This is a genomic window from Chryseolinea sp. H1M3-3, from assembly GCF_029360725.1.
GTDB lineage: Bacteria > Bacteroidota > Bacteroidia > Cytophagales > Cyclobacteriaceae > Chryseolinea.
Genome location: NZ_JARKMY010000018.1, coordinates 309026 through 325453, shown reverse-complemented (window position 1 = coordinate 325453; position 16428 = coordinate 309026). Strand labels below are relative to the sequence as shown.

Sequence of the window (16428 nt, the reverse complement as noted above, 5' to 3'; positions counted from 1 at the left end):
AATCAGAACGTTTCAAAAATTTCTCCGGGTTGTAAGGGTCGTAATTGACCCTTTATTTTTCCCTCGCCATCGAGGATCTTTAGCATCCGTAACGGTTCGCCTACAGGTTCATCACTGATATCGAACGTTCCGTAGTGCATCGGGATAAAAATTTGTGCATTCATATCATTAAATGCTTTTACCGCGTCCTCGGGAGAAACGTGGTTGGGATGCATGAACCATTCGGGCTTGTAAGCACCTATGCCTATGATAGCGACATGGATGGTTTGGAAAAGCGTTTGCACTTCCTGGAAATGATTGCCATACCCGGAATCGCCGCTGAAGTAAACGGTTTTATCTTTCGATTGAACGCAAAAAGCACCCCACAACCTTTGGTTTTCGTCTGTTAACCCCCTTTTTGACCAATGGCGGGATGGTAAATAGTAAATGGAAATTTCTGCTTGTGTTTCATATTGCTGATACCACCCTGCCATTTCGATGGAAACGTTTTTACTCCACGGCCGTAGCAGACTCTCCATGTTCAGGCCGGTAAGTATTTTCATTTTCGGGTTCTGGTCAACAATCTGGCGAATGGACTTTTCCTGGCAGTGGTCCTGATGGTCATGTGAGATCAGCAGGTAGTCCAATGTATTGAATAACGCCGGAGTATATGCGTGTGGCGAATATCTTTTTACCAACGGAACATCAAAGAACACAGGGTCAATCAATAAGTTGATGCCACCCAGGCGAATAAAAAATGAAGCATGGCCGAGCCAAATAACGCAATCATTGTTATGCTGCAGGAAGGAAGTATCGTAGACATGATTGAGCCGGAAGGCATCTGATTTCTTTTCCTTTTTTTGAGGATTTTTTGTGGTTATCCATTTGAATACATCGCGCAATTTTGATTCGAACGGAAATTCATGATTGATAAAACGTTGCCTGTGATCCACAGCATTACCCAGCCAGCCTGGCTTGATCGTTTTAAGACTTGGATTTTTATGATAAGTCAAGTTTGTAATTTTATAAAACTGTGCCGTAAAACTCAATCTTCAACCTCGATGTAAAACGATGTGTTGACAATGTAAAAGTATTTTTCTCAAAGTCGGATAAGTGTTATTTTTATTGTATGTGGATTTGCCCCTTGTGTAATCAAAAATTCTTAAACACAAACCAGGTACATTCCTGCGGGGATAAAGTACTGGCGGATTTTCTTGATAAAAAATCGGCCCACACCGTTGCCTTATTTTGGCATTTTGTTGAAAGTTATCAGCAGGTAGGCAAAGTGACGGTCCATCCTGCCAAATCCATGATTGCCATTGCTGCTAAAACCAGGATAGCCTACGTGATACAATTGGGCAAAAACTTCATCGATGTTGTATTTCCCTTCGACAAACCTTATCCCGAGAATTTATGCTTTCGGAAGATTGCGCAGGTACCGGGCAAGCAACAATTCAATCATCATTTCCGGATGTTACACCCGGAGGACATTAATGCTGAAGTAAAACGATTCATGGCGTTGGCTTACAAGTCAGAGTCCTAATTGACCAATACAAACCCAATGGTGTGTTTGTGTCTATTTATTTTTTGGTGCGGTAATAGACCTTTACGAAAGACTTTGTAGATTGTAATGCGGCTTTTCTTTTCATCAAGGCTGGGCACAAAAGGACATGATGAATTACGTGTATGCTATACGTTATTAATGGAAATCATTTAACAAAAAATACAACCAGAAAAAAGATTTACAGCTATGACTAAAATTGAAAGAAGAACATTTTTAAAACAAGCAGCAACGATTTCAGCCTTCACTATTTTAAGTCCCAGAATTGTTTTTGGAACGCAAGCTAATTCTGCTGTACGGGTCGGAATTATCGGGTGTGGTTCCCGTGGCACGGCTGTAATATCATCGATGTCGCAACATACCAACACAAACATCATTGCCATGGCTGACCTTTTTAAAGATCAGTTACAAACCGCCAATAAAACATTCGATCAGCTGAATGCCGCTAAGAAATTCCCGGCTATAAAGTCATCCAATATCTATCAAGGTTCTAAAGCATATCAGCGGCTCATTGAAAATAAAGATGTGGATGCCGTCTTGATTTCCTCCCCTGCATATACGCACGCTGAATTCCTGGAAGCTGCTGTTGCTGCGGGGAAGCATGTTTATTGTGAAAAGCCGGTAGCCACAGATGTAGCAGGGTGTGACCGAATTGTAAAGGCAGGCGAAAGGGTAAAAGGCAAACAAAGTGTGGTGGTAGGGTTTCAGATTCGCCATGCCAGTCCGTACGTCGGTATGGTTAAAAAAATCCACGAAGGTGCAATTGGTGATGTCGTCAATGCACAGCTGTATTATTTGTCGTCTGCAACAAAAATCAAGGAACTGAGCAACGTTTCTGATGACGAATATAGAATACGCAATCATTATTTCTTCCGGGCATTGTGCGGAGATATTATTTTAGACCAGGCGATACACATGATCGATGTTTGCAATTGGGCGCTTCAAGGTCATCCTGAACAAGCTATTGCCAGTGGCGGAAATGAGCATGGCCTTACCGTTGGGGATGTATGGAACAACTACCAGGTTATTTACCGATATCCTAAGAATGTGAATGTAACCGTTCATGCCACTAAAGTGGGTCCTGAATTTGGGGATGTATGTTGCAGATTCTTGGGTACCAAAGGTTTCGCGGAAGCACATTACAGTGGCGGAGTTTTTATCAAAGGCGACAACAGTTGGGACTCCGGTATCACAAAAGGAGAAAGTAAATTGACGCCTGAACAACAGGCTGCCGGAATGTTTGATTCGTCACTGCATGATGCAGACGCTAACAAAGAAAAATCATTTATCGACAGCATCGTATCCGGAAAATATCTGAATGAAACCCGATCGGGCGCAGACTCTACGCTGGCTGCGATTCTGGGAAGAGAGGCTGCTCTGCAGAAGAAGCAAATGACTTGGAGTGATTTGGTTGCTTCTAACCAACGACTCGATCCAAAATTAAACCTGGCTCAGTTTGATAAAGCGTAAGCGAGTTAAGGAACAGGTTAATTAAAAGTTAATAGGCAGTCCTGTTAACTTTTAATTTATCAATGTGTAATTAATATAAGCCTGTACCCCCATTGATATCATAGTTGGCACCGGTGATGAACGACGATTCATCCGACGCCAGAAAAGCCACCAGGTTTGCTACATCTTCAGACGTTCCTTCGCGGCGAAGGGGTGTGGCAGCAACAACTTTCTGGCGAACATCAGCGGCAGTGAACTTATCGTGGAAGGTCGTGCTGATCAGTCCTGGACAGACTGCATTTACACGGATTCCGGATGGACCAAGTTCTTTGGCCAGTGACCTGGTGTAGGTTGTGATAGCGCCCTTTGAAGCGGCATACAGTGATGCACCTGCGCCGCCGCCATCGCGCGCGGCCTGTGACGAAACATTTACAATGGATCCACCTGCAGGAATAATAACATAGAAAGCATGCGTGACTAAAAACAAGGACTTGAAATTCAAGTCCATCACAGTGTCATAGAAATCTTCATCTTGTTCGGATAACTTTTTACGGCCAACAATTCCCCCGGCGTTATTGATGAGGATATCGATTTTGCCTCCGTAAGTCTTTTCACAGAAACGTTTCAAACTTTGTACTTCGTCAGCCTTGGTTAGGTCAGCCTTGAAGATGACAGCTTCACCCTTTGCAGCCGTGATGGTGTCAGCTGTTATCTGCGTTTCATCTTTCGATAAATTATAATTAATAATTACTTTGGCGCCTTCCGACGCCAGCTTCATTGAAATGGCTCTGCCGATGTCCCGGCCTCCGCCAGTAACGAGGGCAATTTTGTTTTTGAATCTCATGGCTGATAAAAATGAAATTCAAATTAACCTGACTTTGTGAGAGTATAAAATCTGGCAGGAAAAAAGTCGCTGGTCGTCTTTTTCAAAAGTGTCCCGTCGGTTTTGAGGTTGCGTTGTATAAGTTTAAATTTAGTGTTAAAGCCAATTGGACATGCCTCTTTTCATGGATTTACATAAGGCGGGTGATTATGCGGTTAAACCGACCATCGAAGAAATCAAGCACAACCACATTGCCGATCTGAAGACGCAGGCAAAATATGGCGTGCGGTTTATTCAATATTGGATCAACGAAGAAGCAGGCCTAGTCTTTTGTTTGATGGAGGCACCTGATAAAGAATCTTGTATCGCTACGCATCGCGCAGCGCACGGCAACATGGCTTGTAACATCATTGAATTGAAGGGCGGTGACTATCAGACTTTCATGGGCGATGGGAGGCCAAATGAGTTCGACATTGCTGAACATATGGAAGGCGTTCTCGACCCGGGGAATCGCAGCATTGTTGTTGCAGAATTATTCGCTCGAGCAAATGATGCTTATCCATTTATACAGTTGAAAGAAACTGCGAAGAAGATGGGTGGACGAGAAGTATCGTTCAAGGGACGGAGAATGAGGTTCGTCTTTAATAATGCTTTTGATGCGCTAAAATGTGCACAAGCGTTTCGAAGCGCGTTAGCGGATAGGATGGAAAATCATTTTGAAATTCGAATAGGAATCAGTTCTGGTGCCCCGGTAACAGAACGTGATAGTATCTTTGCTGACGCCATTCAACTTGGCGATTGGATTTGCGACATTTGTAAGAACGGTAAGATCATTATCTGCTCTCAGACTTCAACTGTGACACTATCAGCATCTGAAGGGAGCACATCAAACATTGAAAGATTAAAACCTGCTGACGAAAAATTTATCCGATCCATCATGCCTGTGTTAAGCTCAGCCCTCTCTGGGGGGACGTTTAGCATTGAAACACTTGGCATGGAAGTCGGCATCAGTCAGGCCCAATTATACCGCAAGATTGTTGGTTTAACAGGATATTCCCCCAATGCATTTGTTCAAGAGTTGAAACTAAGAAACTCATTAAGGCTACTTCACCAGGAATTTGGCAACGTCGCTCAGATTGCTTTTGAAAGTGGCTTCAACAGCCCATCATACTTTACTAAAAGTTTCAGGAAGCGATTTGGCACTTCACCTTTGGATCAGCTTAAAGGCCGGTAGCGTATGGAAGACTTTAGAATGAAAGATTTGTACAATGAATTGATTGAATTGTAGGAGACTGCTGATCTCCGTTTCGCCAACTTGCCTTCATCAAACTTAAACGATTCAACAGATGGAGGTAGCAACAACAAACAAATTTGACGCAGTCAAATACAAGCAGACGACATTTGAACAATGGCAATCAGCGGCAGAAGCCTGGTATCGTTGGACTCCTGCGATTAACCGATGGCTAGGAAAAGCAACAGAAGAGTTGTTTGATTTAGCAAACTTGACTCTCGGTGAAAAGGTACTCGATATCGCTGCTGGCGCAGGAGAGCAAACCACCTTCGCAGCCAGGAAGGTAGGGCCAACTGGATATGTTTTGGCAACAGATATTTCTCCGAACATCCTCGAGTTTGCCAACATGATGGCGCGGCAGGTTGATCTGAAAAATATTGAAACAAAGGTGATGGACGGGGAGAATCTGACCTTACCCGATGAAACGTTTGATTTCGTTTTTTCACGAGTTGGGTTAATCTACTTTCCAGATCAGCAAAAAGCACTAAAAGAAACATGGAGGGTATTAAAACCGGGTGGGCGAATAGGAGCGATTGTGTATTCTACCGCGGACAAAAATGAATTCTTTTCAATACCAGTTTCTATCATTCGTAAGCGCGCGAACCTCCCACCTCCGGTGTCTGGGCAACCCGGGCCATTTAGCTTGGGCGCACCCGGCGTTATCCAAGACGCATTCGAAGAAGCCGGATTTAATAATATTAAAACCAAGCTTATCTCTGCGCCCGTTATAATGTCTTCTGCAAAAGAGTGTGTTCAATTTGAAAAAGAATCATTTGGAGCGCTTCATCAGATGTTAAGTTCATTGTCGGAGAGCGCCAAAAATTCTGTGTGGAATGAAATTGAAGAGGCACTTTCTGCATTTGAGGTTGGAGGATCCTTTGTGGGCCCATGTGAAATGATTATTGCAGTAGGAGAAAAGCTCCAGGCCAACCATTAATGCTTAACAAAATCGCACGTGTTAAGGAAATGTTGTGGTGATGGCTGTCGCAGGATATTGACATAATGGCTATTTAGATGAGGAGGCAGGTAATCCTGCGTCCTTTTTAGCGCCCACTAAAAACCCGCGAGGCGCACAGAATTTCTTCTGTTGCCTACGCGGGCTCCCTCTCGTGACCTTCGTGTTATCAAAAAAACTAAATCAACTTCACATATTGGGTCACTTTCCATTCACCATTCAAGAACATTGTTTTTCCGAACTCAAGTTGATATTCCTTGCCATTGGATGCGAATGTGATTACTGCTGAAGTTGTTTGTTCACCGTGGTGTTGATTGAATGTCACGTCAAGCAACTTTATGGTAGACCAATCAATACCAGCTTTCATTCCCTGTGCAATGATGGATTTAAAAGATTGATTCATGGCAGGCAGGACTTCGCGTGTGTATTGCATTTCAAAATCTTCCTTGGCTTCGTTCAAATGGTCGCCGTACAACGCAGCATTTTTTTCCATGATCTCATGAAATGTTGTTACTGCAGGGAACAACGTCGCATATTCCTGGAGAGAACGGTGCTGAAATGCCGACACAACGGTCTGGGCCATACGCTCACCGGCGGCATCAGCTTTTGTAATGCGTTCTTCCGGTTTGATTGTGTTAAAAGATGCAATTGTCATACTTAAAGCGAATAAGAGGATGATCGATGTTTTCATTTTTATATACGTTATTTTGACTGCGAGATTAAATGATTAGGTGCTATTGGATCTGGTACGCGGTTGATAATCGCGGGCAAAGATTTCAAATAGGTGAATACCGCTTTTAAATCTTCGTCGGTCATGACCTGGTACATTTGCCAAGGCATAGGAGGAAGCAATGGACGGCTACCTTCAAGCCCTTTAGATTTTCCTTTCCGTATGGCGGTTACAAATTGTTCAAAATTCCAATTACCAATACCGGTTTCGTCGGGTGTAAGGTTTGCTGCATATGACACCCCCCATGGTCCTACGAAAGCCGTAGCTCCATTATTGAAAAGAATCCAGTCTTGTGTATTGATGATCTTTGAAAGTTTTTCGTTTTGCGGATGACCTGATAACAGACGCGTGGTGTCAGGACCAGGCCCTAGCGGTGTCATAACTTTTGGCGAATGGCAATCATTACATCCACCAATGGTGGTTAAATATTTGCCACGTGCCACTAATTCTTTCTCTGATAATTCAGACTTGGCTGGTTTGATTTCAACATTGTCGGATTGTTTAACCGGGCCGGAACAATTAAAGAATGTAAACAAGCTGGCGAATACAAGGCCGCTAAATACTTTTGATTTCATTGTTTGTTTTAATTTTTGGATGTTATACGGCCTGCTTGAAGTTTATAGCCTACGCTAAAAAGAGGATTTAAGACGCGTGATCATTTTTTGAAAGGAATCTGGAACAATCGTTTTTTCACAACGATTTGTAACCTATTCACCCATTTTACGTGAAAGGGGTCTATCCCGGTAACAAAACGAATCTCGCTTATTTACAAACCATGAGCTTTGCTACGAATTACGTTTCGGTCGATAATCCCAACATTCCAATTGTTTCAGCTTCCCAAAATGCTACCATTCCGCTAGGGAAATTCTTACCTACACCAAAAGAAGGTGAGGAATACTTTGATGGTCCTGTCTCCATGATGAAGACCTATGACATGTATCTTCCCAATTTTTCATTGAGATTGTTTGAAGGAAAAATTATTGACAATGCAGTTTTTACAAATCAGCAGGGTGCCGGTATTGATTTGCTTGGTAGTTGTTTGTTCATAAAGGGAAACGTTATGTCTATGTTGCCAGGTCAGACAGAGGGACCCCGGTCAACCAACTTGTCTCAGAACTTTAAGTTTGATCCGAACAACGAGTTCATTCATACGTGTGAAGCGAACACAGATTTGCACTTTATACATTTGTCTTATACCGCTGATTATTTTTTGCAATTCCTTCCTGATGAACAATGGGCTGATACATTGAAAACCCGTATCAGCAAAAAAGAAAGAATCATAGGATCACGGTTCCCGACCCTCACGCTGGTGCAGGAGCAGGCTTTGAAAAATATTTTGAATTGTCCGATGGAAGGTAAACTTGGACAAATGATGATTGAAACAAGCCTTATCCAAATCATTCTTATACAAATGCACACGCTTTTTTATAAGGAAGAAGCTTTTAAACACCCGGTGGCAAATCGTCGGGATATCGAAATTATCCAGCAACTGAAGGAGCATCTTACACTAACGTTTCTTGAGGATCACTGCTTGTCGACGTTGGCGAAACAATTCGGAACCAATACCAATAAGCTTATGAACCTTTTCAAAAAGATTTTTGGGAAAAGCATTTTTGAGTTCATCGGTGAATTGCGAATGGATCATGCCATGCAGTTACTTCGTGAGGATGGATTGATGGTTACAGAAGTTGCACGAACAGTCGGCTACAAAAATCCGAATCATTTTTCATGCGCCTTTAAGCGACGATTCGGTGTAAGCCCTTCAGAATTAAAATAAAAGTTATTCCATTTTGATCGCCTTAGCGAGCAGACGCTTCCTCAATAATGGAATCATAGATTTTTCTTGCGCGGTCGTATGCGACGGCAGCATCTTGTCGTTCAGCGGCTCGAATATTTGATCTTTTGTTTTTCCAGCATTGGTCAACTGCCTGACGACACCATTCGGCACTTTTTTTTACACGAACGGGCTTGTTGTTCATTAAAACAAAAATCGGATTGGTATGCGCACTTGGATAAACTCTTAATGCTATCCAACTGGAGCTCGTGAGCGGATAGTTAAAACTGATATCTTTCCATGTTCCATCCGCGAGAATTATTGTAGTGTCAACAGGTTGTCCATTTACGATTAATTCAACACGAACGTTCCTTGATTTTTCAATTCTTGCACGTTCAATATTCCAGAATGGCTGTTTGTCGAGTGGACGTTTAGCAATAATTTCTCCGTCTTCATCCTGCTGTTCAGAAAGCAGTGCTACAACCTTTGCAGTAATTTTTAGTTCTTTTTTGTCAGTAAGATTCAGCTCGCTGTTGTGCGTACCTGCTTCCAGTCCGTCCACAGAAAAATCGATAATATGCGACCCACCTTCCGAGACGTAGGATCGTCCGGTTTTGATTGCGTTAATGTAACTATCATAACTCAGGGCGCCATCGGGTTTGAAGTAGCTTCGGGCTAATCCTACGCGTTCATCATAAATGCATGGATAGTCTGTTTCACCACTCAGCCTGGTTCTGAATCCACAGTTCAATGTATGATACCACATGTTTAACTCCCAAGGTGCGGGTGTATCGCCGGCACTGAAAAAATCAACAACGTTTTCAGTCACCGTCACAATGTATTCGTTGGCGCCTATACCATCCATTTTGGGCAAGGCGTAATTCGGCAAGGCAGTAGTTTTCTCAATTGGTTGCAGACCCCATCCGGAATGGGCATATCCTGTTAAAGCCTGCTGTGACTTAGCCCACTTAAAAACCGGTAAAGTCCAGCTGGGCCAGTCTTCAATTTTCCTGGTGCCGGGATAGTCGTCCTCTTTCAGGTTCAAGAGAACAACGTGTCCGGCATGCGACGACGGAAAGCCTGAAACTTCCACATCGTGCCGCATTACGTTTTTTGAAGTTGACAATGGGTGATCCTTTCCTGTGAAAAATTGTTTTTGGTGGTACCAGCCCGGGCCCCATGTCAAGACGGCACCGACATTTAAGTCTTCTCCAATAATCTGTCGCCACATGTCTTCAGGATCCACACCTTCTTCCGGACTTTCATAATGGCTACAGCCGGCTGCATGTACATGATGGTCGGCACTATACCATCCGATTTTAGCCATGTTCACCCAGCGTTTTAATTCGAACGATACAGTCATTTCTTTTACACCTTCCGGCACTACAATTTCTTTAGTCTGTGTTACATATTCAGGGCCTCGTGTAAATGTGATCGTATACTTTCCTGGTGATAGTAAAACATGCTCACCCTGCGAGCGATAGACCTGGGGTTGGAAAAAGAAGTCAGGATATTCATCATACGCTGCCACTCTTCTGGAAGGGAGGGGATAGATGCCAGTTAATCTGGGAGGAATTTTATAATCGTCTGCAGGTCGCAATTCATCCATGTACTCAAGTTGAGCTTTTGTTAAACGGTAATCGATGTCATTTCGGATTGAGGCTTTCGCGGATTCATCAACAACGCGTTCGATACCATCAGTAATTATAAAAGATGCTGTAGTCGGGGAGCCATCATCATCTTTTACATTGAAGACAACTTTAACGGAAGGAAGAACATTAAACAGAACGTTCACAGAAGACCGGAATCCGATATCCTGACTTCCCTCACCAATATGAAACCCGATTTCCGCTTCACGTTTCCCCGCATCCTTACTGTAAATTTGGACGACGGCATATTCCAATCCCAATCCCGAAAGTGTTGGTGCTAGCGGCCTGTTGTCAAACATCTGGATTTCTAAAAAGCGATTAGCAACCTGACCTTGTGTCAAGATATTTTCTTTCTTCGTGTAGGGTTGAAAAGTAGAAATATGCAAGACGGGCGCTGCATTCGGACTTTCGGCCACCAGCTTCGCAGTAACACCCGCATCATTTTTTATTTTCACAAGGAAACTTGTCCAGCCGTGTTGCATTAAAGTGGCTGTTGCCGGACCGCGGGTAACTTTGACGCGGGCTTCGGGATTAATATCAACTATGGCAAGGCAATAGGGATCAAGAATGGCCTGAATGTCACGCGAGGTTTGCGCTGTGAGCGATTTGTTTTGCAATTCTTTGATGCGCCTTTGGTCTTCGGTTGCTAATGAACTTCCCAATAACGTTAAGGCGTCATTTAACCGCATGGCATGCGCAAGTAGTGGTTGTGGTTCAATATCGTCAACAGCAGTGCCGACAGGATTCGAATGGTGCGCATGTTGGGCAACAGAAAACATATGACACCACAAGCATAAAAGGGAGCAAAGAAAGAAACGGGTCATGGGCTCTTCTTTATGCCGTTGAATTTAGCAAAAGCCTTTGTTGATTTGTAGAATTTTTTCAAGTATTAATGAAAGACAGGTTTTAGATTTGAATAATGTGATAGCAGAAGCCGTAGTGCTCAACGTGGATAATGACAAGCGCCAACAAATAACCTAAATAGAAAATAATCATGGCCTCTTTTTTCAACTCTGTGATTCCAAAACTTCCCTCAAAAGACCTGGCGGCTACGAAATCATTTTATATTGACAAGTTAAATTTCAGACAGGTGGGAGCAGATTATCCAGACTACCTTATGCTATACCGCGATGGTATCGAATTACATTTCTTCCTAAATCCTGACCTGGAAGAGACAGCCAACGATGGCATGTGTTACATAAGAGTAACTCAAATTGACAAGCTTCACGCCATGTTAACATTAGCTGGTGATATTCCTTGCATCGGGAAACTGGAGCCGCGGCCGTGGGGGCAAAAAGAATTTTCGCTCGTCGATAATAATGAGAATCAGATTACATTCGGTGAGGAAATCAGATGATACGTTTTGCGTTGGTATAATACCTGACAAATGATCAGCTTAACAACAACCCTTTTGCATGGTTTGCTGATTTGCATTCCCTTTTCAATTTTTGTTATGATCACTTTTGTGGGATGGCCAAGGCTTTGGTTGCACAGTCTGCCCCCCGATATCATCAAGCGGGCAGCACCAAAAACCGATCAGGAAAAGAGAATTACAAACTACGTGCTATTGCCGATATACCTGGTAATTCTTCCAGGGCTATCGGTACTGTCGGTAATTTACATGGCAAAAACATCGTTACATGAACTGTCGTGGGTTGCAACCCTTGTCCATCTTTATGCAATATGGATTATTGTTCATGCATGGGATCTCATTGTCATTGACGGCATCGCCATGCTCTTAATTGATCCAGCACATCCACCCATTTCGGGAACCGAAGGAGCCAGTGGATGGAAAGATGTGCGGTTTCATTTTCGGTCCTTCTTAAAGGCCATTATTATGAGTGCAATCTTCGTGGTACCCGCGGCGACAATATTATTCTTGATACTCTGATCCGGCAGAAACGGGGAGACTTAATCAGGTAACGGTTTAATCATGATGTCCTTGTAAAAGACTTTGCTTTTTGGATCGTGTCCCTGTAATGCAACGGTTCCACTGGATAACCTGCCGTCTGCACCTTCTGTGTATTCATTGATCACCTTACCATTTACTTTGACGGTAATTTTTTTTCCTTGCACAATAATGTGCTGTGTATACCATTCATTGTCTTTTGCAGGAGCTTCCTTTACATCCTGAATGGCATAAACACTCCCTGTTTTTCTCCAATCCGTATGGGTATTGTTAACCTGTATTTCATAGCCTTTGGTTGGCCAGCCTGTTTCCTGATAGACTGTATGAATAAAAATTCCGGAGTTTGAGCCAGGGGTAGTCATGACCTGCGCTTTAAATTCAAAGTTTTTGAAGTTGTGATTATTCAAGGGGCCGTCGTAGAATAAATGCGCACGATTGCCGAAGACGACGATGGCTCCGTCGGCCACGGTGAAGGTTGCCGGATTTTCTGCTGCCTTCCATCCGTTTAAGGTTTTTCCATCAAACAAACTAACCCAGCCTTCTGATTGTGGTGCGACCGTCATAGAAGAAATAGTAAGCACCAGAACGATAGAGGCGACAAAAGCGATAAAGGATTTCATAGGTAATGAGTTTTGTTAAACTTACAGTAAAGTAGAAACAGTGGCAAGAGATTTTTTTAATCTATAAACACACACGGCCACATGAATGAGAAAGTTAACGCACGTGAAGCTAACAGTGGATGCAGTTGGGACAAGAGGCACGTTGTTTATGGGAGGTGGAGGGTAAAATGTATTGCCCTTGAAGATTATGGTTTCGGATTGTTGACAAACAAAGGTGATTCAAATAACAAAAGAACGTCGTTGGACCTCACTTAAATCCAAGCTTATCCTTTGCTACCTGAATCTCCGGCGCCGACATAAACAATTTCCATATCAGTCCGCTACGATGGTTCTCCATCATAACAATAGCCGGACCCTGGTCAATCGCCAGGTAGCGAGTAGGGTACCAGTTGTATTGTTCACTGAACGCGTCGTAAAAACCATATTCGCCAAATACTTTTTCTCCCAAATCGTCGTACAGATGACGGAGAACTTTCATAGATTCGTCTGGTGTATACGGAAAAGACGATAAGGCAGCCGTTGGTGATATAACGCCAAGGTCCTCAACGGGGCTGTGCGCAGCATATCCATTTATTGAATAGCTGGCTGTTAGTCCCCAGCAATTTTCACCGTACCCTTTATAACCTTTTGGGTTTTCCATACAATACTGCCGGTTAATCAACGTATGATTTTTGTTGTGCTCCCAATAATCGGCATAATCATCTTTTAAATTACGCGGATCCAATCCCAGAAAAGAATAGTGCGACCAAAACAAAGGCCCTCCAAACTGGGCGGCACCATTGTGCTTGAGGCTTAAATGGTAACCGTATTGTTGATGTGAAGTATCATTTTTTATTCCACCACTTCGTGCCCATCCTTCGTGATACACGTTGGCGGGTATGCTATGCGTTGGAGAGGCGGCTGCAAGAATGTACAGGATCAAACACTCATTGTAACCCTCGACAGGAAAATTCATTTTCCATTGATTCTTCGGCGACCAATGCCAATACAACACATCCTTTCCATTCCGATACCAATCAAATTCAACTTCCCGCCAGAGTTTATCGATCCGGGATGCCAAGGCTTTCTCTTTTTCACTGCCGGCTTTAAAATATTCTCTAACGCACAATAACCCTTGCAATAGATACGATGTCTCGACCAGGTCACCACCGTCATCATCCGGGCTGAATGGTTTAACTTTTCCAGTTTCTCCATTCAGCCAGTGAGGCCAGGCACCATGGAAGCGATCCGCTTTCTCCAGCCACCCCACCAGTTTGGTTAAACGTTCGACGCCTTGTGCACGCGTTATAAAGTTTCTCTCAATACCTACCAATATAGCCATGACACCAAAGCCTGTTCCTCCGGATGTGATAACGTGTTTGTCATCGTCGGGATAGACATTGTCGACATGATATCTTTCCCGAGCTGCACCCGAGGTTGGTTCGGCACCATCCCAGAAGTATTGAAAAGTTTTGTACTCGACCAGTGTCAATAAAGAGTCGTCGGTGATCGTGCGTGGTTGTTCAACTACCGTGCTTCTCTTATAACATCCAATGAGGATGATGAGAAGCAGCGGAAATATTCTAAAATGTCTGGGAGTCATTAAGCGAAATTAGTGAAACGTGTTAAGATGCCGTTGGTGCTAAGGTAATTCGTTCTGATACATTTTCGAAGATAATAAGCCGATGCGGCAGTTGATTTTCTGAAATCATGGAATCTGTTCAGACAAAATCAATTATTCTTGAAAAAAAACTTACATAGCTGACTCATAACCGTTATTGGTACTTGCTGTCAAAGCCTATCACCTGAAATTTCTTTTACCTTTACTTTCATTGATCTATGAAATCGTTGAGGAAATTAATTGTTTTGGTAATTGTTTTTGCTTTTATGGCACAAGGCCATGCGCAGCAACAATCTCTATTGAAGGATCATCAGCACTACCTTACTAAACTTACGAATGCCAAAGATTCCTTGTATAAGGAAATCCTTGCATCTTTTGATGCGCACATCAAGGCCAACCCGACGGATATAGAAATTCAGCTTGAGAAATGCCGTATTATTGATAAAGCTTATTATGACTCGTACGAAGAATATAACCCAAACTACGAAGAGGCAAAGGCGTGTGCAGCAGACGTTGTGAAACGGTTTCCGGGTAACCCTGAGGCACTGTTGTATCAGGGAGAATTTTTATATGGAGATTCGTTGACCATGCACCTGGAGCACCTGCGTGACCTGAGCAAGGAAAATGAATCGCTGTGGGAAGGATATGCATGGAAAGTGTACAAACAACTTGCTGAACAATATCATTACAACGAAGAATTTGCGGAGGCCGCTCAGTTTGGGGAACTTGCTATTGCGCATAACGATACACTCGATTTAAGTTTATTGTTAGCAGAGTCGTATAAAAACCAGTCATTAAAAAGCAAGGCCATCGATGCGCTCTTGAACGGCATGGATTCTACCGATGAGGCCTGGACATTAAACCAAAAAGGAAAGCTGTTGCTGGAGTTGGGTGTGCCCGACAAAGCCATGGATGCATTTCGCATGAGTAGTAAAAAGAATGCGCAAATGGAGGACGCCGGTGCGCTGGGTCAAGCCATGATTGATAATGGACTTTGGGAAGAAGCCCGGCCGTACCTTTTGAAAGCATCAGCGTCAGATTGGAGTTTCCTTGGCCTTCAGAAATTATTGGAGTATGATTTGAAGTACTCCAGTGCAGATTCTGTACAAGCCAGTTACGAACGGTATGTTGAGAAAGATTTTTGGAACGATCCTGTGGGGATCTACCGGCTTCGATTGACGTTTAGTAATCCTTTGAGCGGATGGCTGCTTTCAGATGTCGGCCGGATCCTTTTGTTGGTATTGCTGATCGTTCTTCCATTTGTTCTTCCATATCTATGGATTCTACCCATTCACTATTATGGCATGTGGCAGCGGCAACGGGGAAAGATCTTCTCTGAAACAACTTTTAAGTGGGGACTCAGACAATTTTGGCTGGTGTGCTCGTTTTGGTTGTTGAGCGACGTTGTGGCATATCTGTTATTCAATTACAACGACTTTATTGGCATCTTCAATTCAAGGATCACATCCGAAGCGGGGGAAGTAATCAGTAAGCATTTGGCGAACGCCACACTATTCTTTTTCAGCAGCCTGGCCGTTGTGACTATGGCCTTTTTGAAGAATGAGGACATCGCGAATTTTATTACAAAGATGCGCAACAGTGCCATTCAGATCAGAACTGGAATTGGATTAGCCTTTGCGTTGCGGATTGGGTTAGCTGTGTATGCAGGCATTCTTCATCAGGCCGGTATCAGTCTGGAAGATGGATCGTCGGTTTTTGCATCCATCAACGACAGTATTATATCAATCAATAGCTTTTACAGTCCTTACCTTGGGTTTTTATTTGTTGTGATATTGGTGCCATTTTATGAGGAAGTGCTGTTTCGGGGGATTTTTTTATCAGCATGCGAGCGTAACATGAAATTCTTGTATGCAAATATTCTCCAATCGCTTGTGTTTGCACTTGTACATCAAAACCTGAAGTTGTTTGTATTTTATTTTGCGTTTGGTATGCTAGCGGGGCATTTCCGCCAACAATCACAGGGTTTAATCATAAGCACTTCGATGCATATGGCAAATAATCTGATGGCATTTTTATTTATTACGATGCGTTCTTAACAGATTTTTTAAGAAAGAACGATTATCGAAT

Annotated in this window: 15 protein-coding genes; 8 read left to right on the top strand and 7 right to left on the bottom strand. The window is 43.1% G+C overall.

The genetic code is table 11. From position 1 onward, the window contains the following. Positions 1–2: 2 nt before the first annotated feature. Complete coding sequence (locus tag P2W71_RS25280; protein ID WP_276374207.1) at positions 3–992, bottom strand: MBL fold metallo-hydrolase; 990 nt, start codon at positions 990–992, stop codon at positions 3–5. Positions 993–1123: 131 nt separating this feature from the next. Here P2W71_RS25280 and P2W71_RS25275 point away from each other — a divergent pair, with 131 nt between their 5' ends. Then, positions 1124–1522 (top strand): DUF5655 domain-containing protein, encoded by a 399-nt coding sequence (locus P2W71_RS25275; RefSeq protein WP_276374206.1) that lies wholly within the window; start codon positions 1124–1126, stop codon positions 1520–1522. 207 nt (positions 1523–1729) lie between these two features. Further along, positions 1730–3010, top strand: a complete 1281-nt coding sequence (locus P2W71_RS25270; RefSeq protein ID WP_276374205.1) for a Gfo/Idh/MocA family oxidoreductase — start codon at positions 1730–1732, stop codon at positions 3008–3010. Between the two features lie 70 nt (positions 3011–3080). Here P2W71_RS25270 and P2W71_RS25265 read toward each other — a convergent pair whose 3' ends face one another. Next, a complete protein-coding gene (locus tag P2W71_RS25265; RefSeq protein WP_276374204.1) occupies positions 3081–3833 on the bottom strand; it encodes a glucose 1-dehydrogenase in 753 nt (250 codons plus the stop codon). Between the two features lie 163 nt (positions 3834–3996). On the opposite strand from P2W71_RS25265, the gene P2W71_RS25260 reads away from it, so the two are divergent. Together P2W71_RS25260 and P2W71_RS25255 are read left to right on the top strand one after the other, a co-directional pair. After that, positions 3997–5046, top strand: coding sequence for a nickel-binding protein (locus tag P2W71_RS25260; RefSeq protein WP_276374203.1), 1050 nt, complete (start codon positions 3997–3999; stop codon positions 5044–5046). A gap of 112 nt (positions 5047–5158) precedes the next feature. Further along, on the top strand, positions 5159–6040 hold the full coding sequence (locus tag P2W71_RS25255; RefSeq protein WP_276374202.1) for a class I SAM-dependent methyltransferase: 882 nt from the start codon (positions 5159–5161) through the stop codon (positions 6038–6040). A 196-nt stretch (positions 6041–6236) separates the two neighbouring features. Here the strand turns inward: P2W71_RS25255 and P2W71_RS25250 are convergent, their stop codons facing one another. Further along, complete coding sequence (locus P2W71_RS25250) at positions 6237–6749, bottom strand: hypothetical protein (protein WP_276374201.1); 513 nt, start codon at positions 6747–6749, stop codon at positions 6237–6239. A gap of 11 nt (positions 6750–6760) precedes the next feature. Continuing rightward, complete coding sequence (locus P2W71_RS25245) at positions 6761–7363, bottom strand: diheme cytochrome c-553 (protein WP_276374200.1); 603 nt, start codon at positions 7361–7363, stop codon at positions 6761–6763. Positions 7364–7563: 200 nt separating this feature from the next. Here P2W71_RS25245 and P2W71_RS25240 point away from each other — a divergent pair, with 200 nt between their 5' ends. Further along, entirely contained in the window at positions 7564–8565 is a 1002-nt protein-coding gene (locus tag P2W71_RS25240; RefSeq protein ID WP_276374199.1) for an AraC family transcriptional regulator, read from the top strand. Between the two features lie 22 nt (positions 8566–8587). Here P2W71_RS25240 and P2W71_RS25235 read toward each other — a convergent pair whose 3' ends face one another. Further along, positions 8588–11035: a CehA/McbA family metallohydrolase gene (locus P2W71_RS25235; RefSeq protein ID WP_276374198.1), complete on the bottom strand. Its 2448-nt coding sequence runs from the start codon at positions 11033–11035 to the stop codon at positions 8588–8590. A gap of 170 nt (positions 11036–11205) precedes the next feature. On the opposite strand from P2W71_RS25235, the gene P2W71_RS25230 reads away from it, so the two are divergent. Continuing rightward, positions 11206–11568: a VOC family protein gene (locus P2W71_RS25230; protein WP_276374197.1), complete on the top strand. Its 363-nt coding sequence runs from the start codon at positions 11206–11208 to the stop codon at positions 11566–11568. Between the two features lie 30 nt (positions 11569–11598). Continuing rightward, positions 11599–12102, top strand: a complete 504-nt coding sequence (locus P2W71_RS25225) for a hypothetical protein (protein WP_276374196.1) — start codon at positions 11599–11601, stop codon at positions 12100–12102. A gap of 20 nt (positions 12103–12122) precedes the next feature. Here P2W71_RS25225 and P2W71_RS25220 read toward each other — a convergent pair whose 3' ends face one another. Both P2W71_RS25220 and P2W71_RS25215 read right to left on the bottom strand, forming a co-directional pair. Further along, a complete protein-coding gene (locus P2W71_RS25220; protein WP_276374195.1) occupies positions 12123–12740 on the bottom strand; it encodes a DUF1080 domain-containing protein in 618 nt (205 codons plus the stop codon). Between the two features lie 247 nt (positions 12741–12987). After that, on the bottom strand, positions 12988–14322 hold the full coding sequence (locus tag P2W71_RS25215) for a glucoamylase family protein (protein WP_276374194.1): 1335 nt from the start codon (positions 14320–14322) through the stop codon (positions 12988–12990). A 236-nt stretch (positions 14323–14558) separates the two neighbouring features. Here P2W71_RS25215 and P2W71_RS25210 point away from each other — a divergent pair, with 236 nt between their 5' ends. Beyond that, positions 14559–16397, top strand: coding sequence for a type II CAAX endopeptidase family protein (locus tag P2W71_RS25210; RefSeq protein WP_276374193.1), 1839 nt, complete (start codon positions 14559–14561; stop codon positions 16395–16397). Positions 16398–16428: the final 31 nt, after the last annotated feature.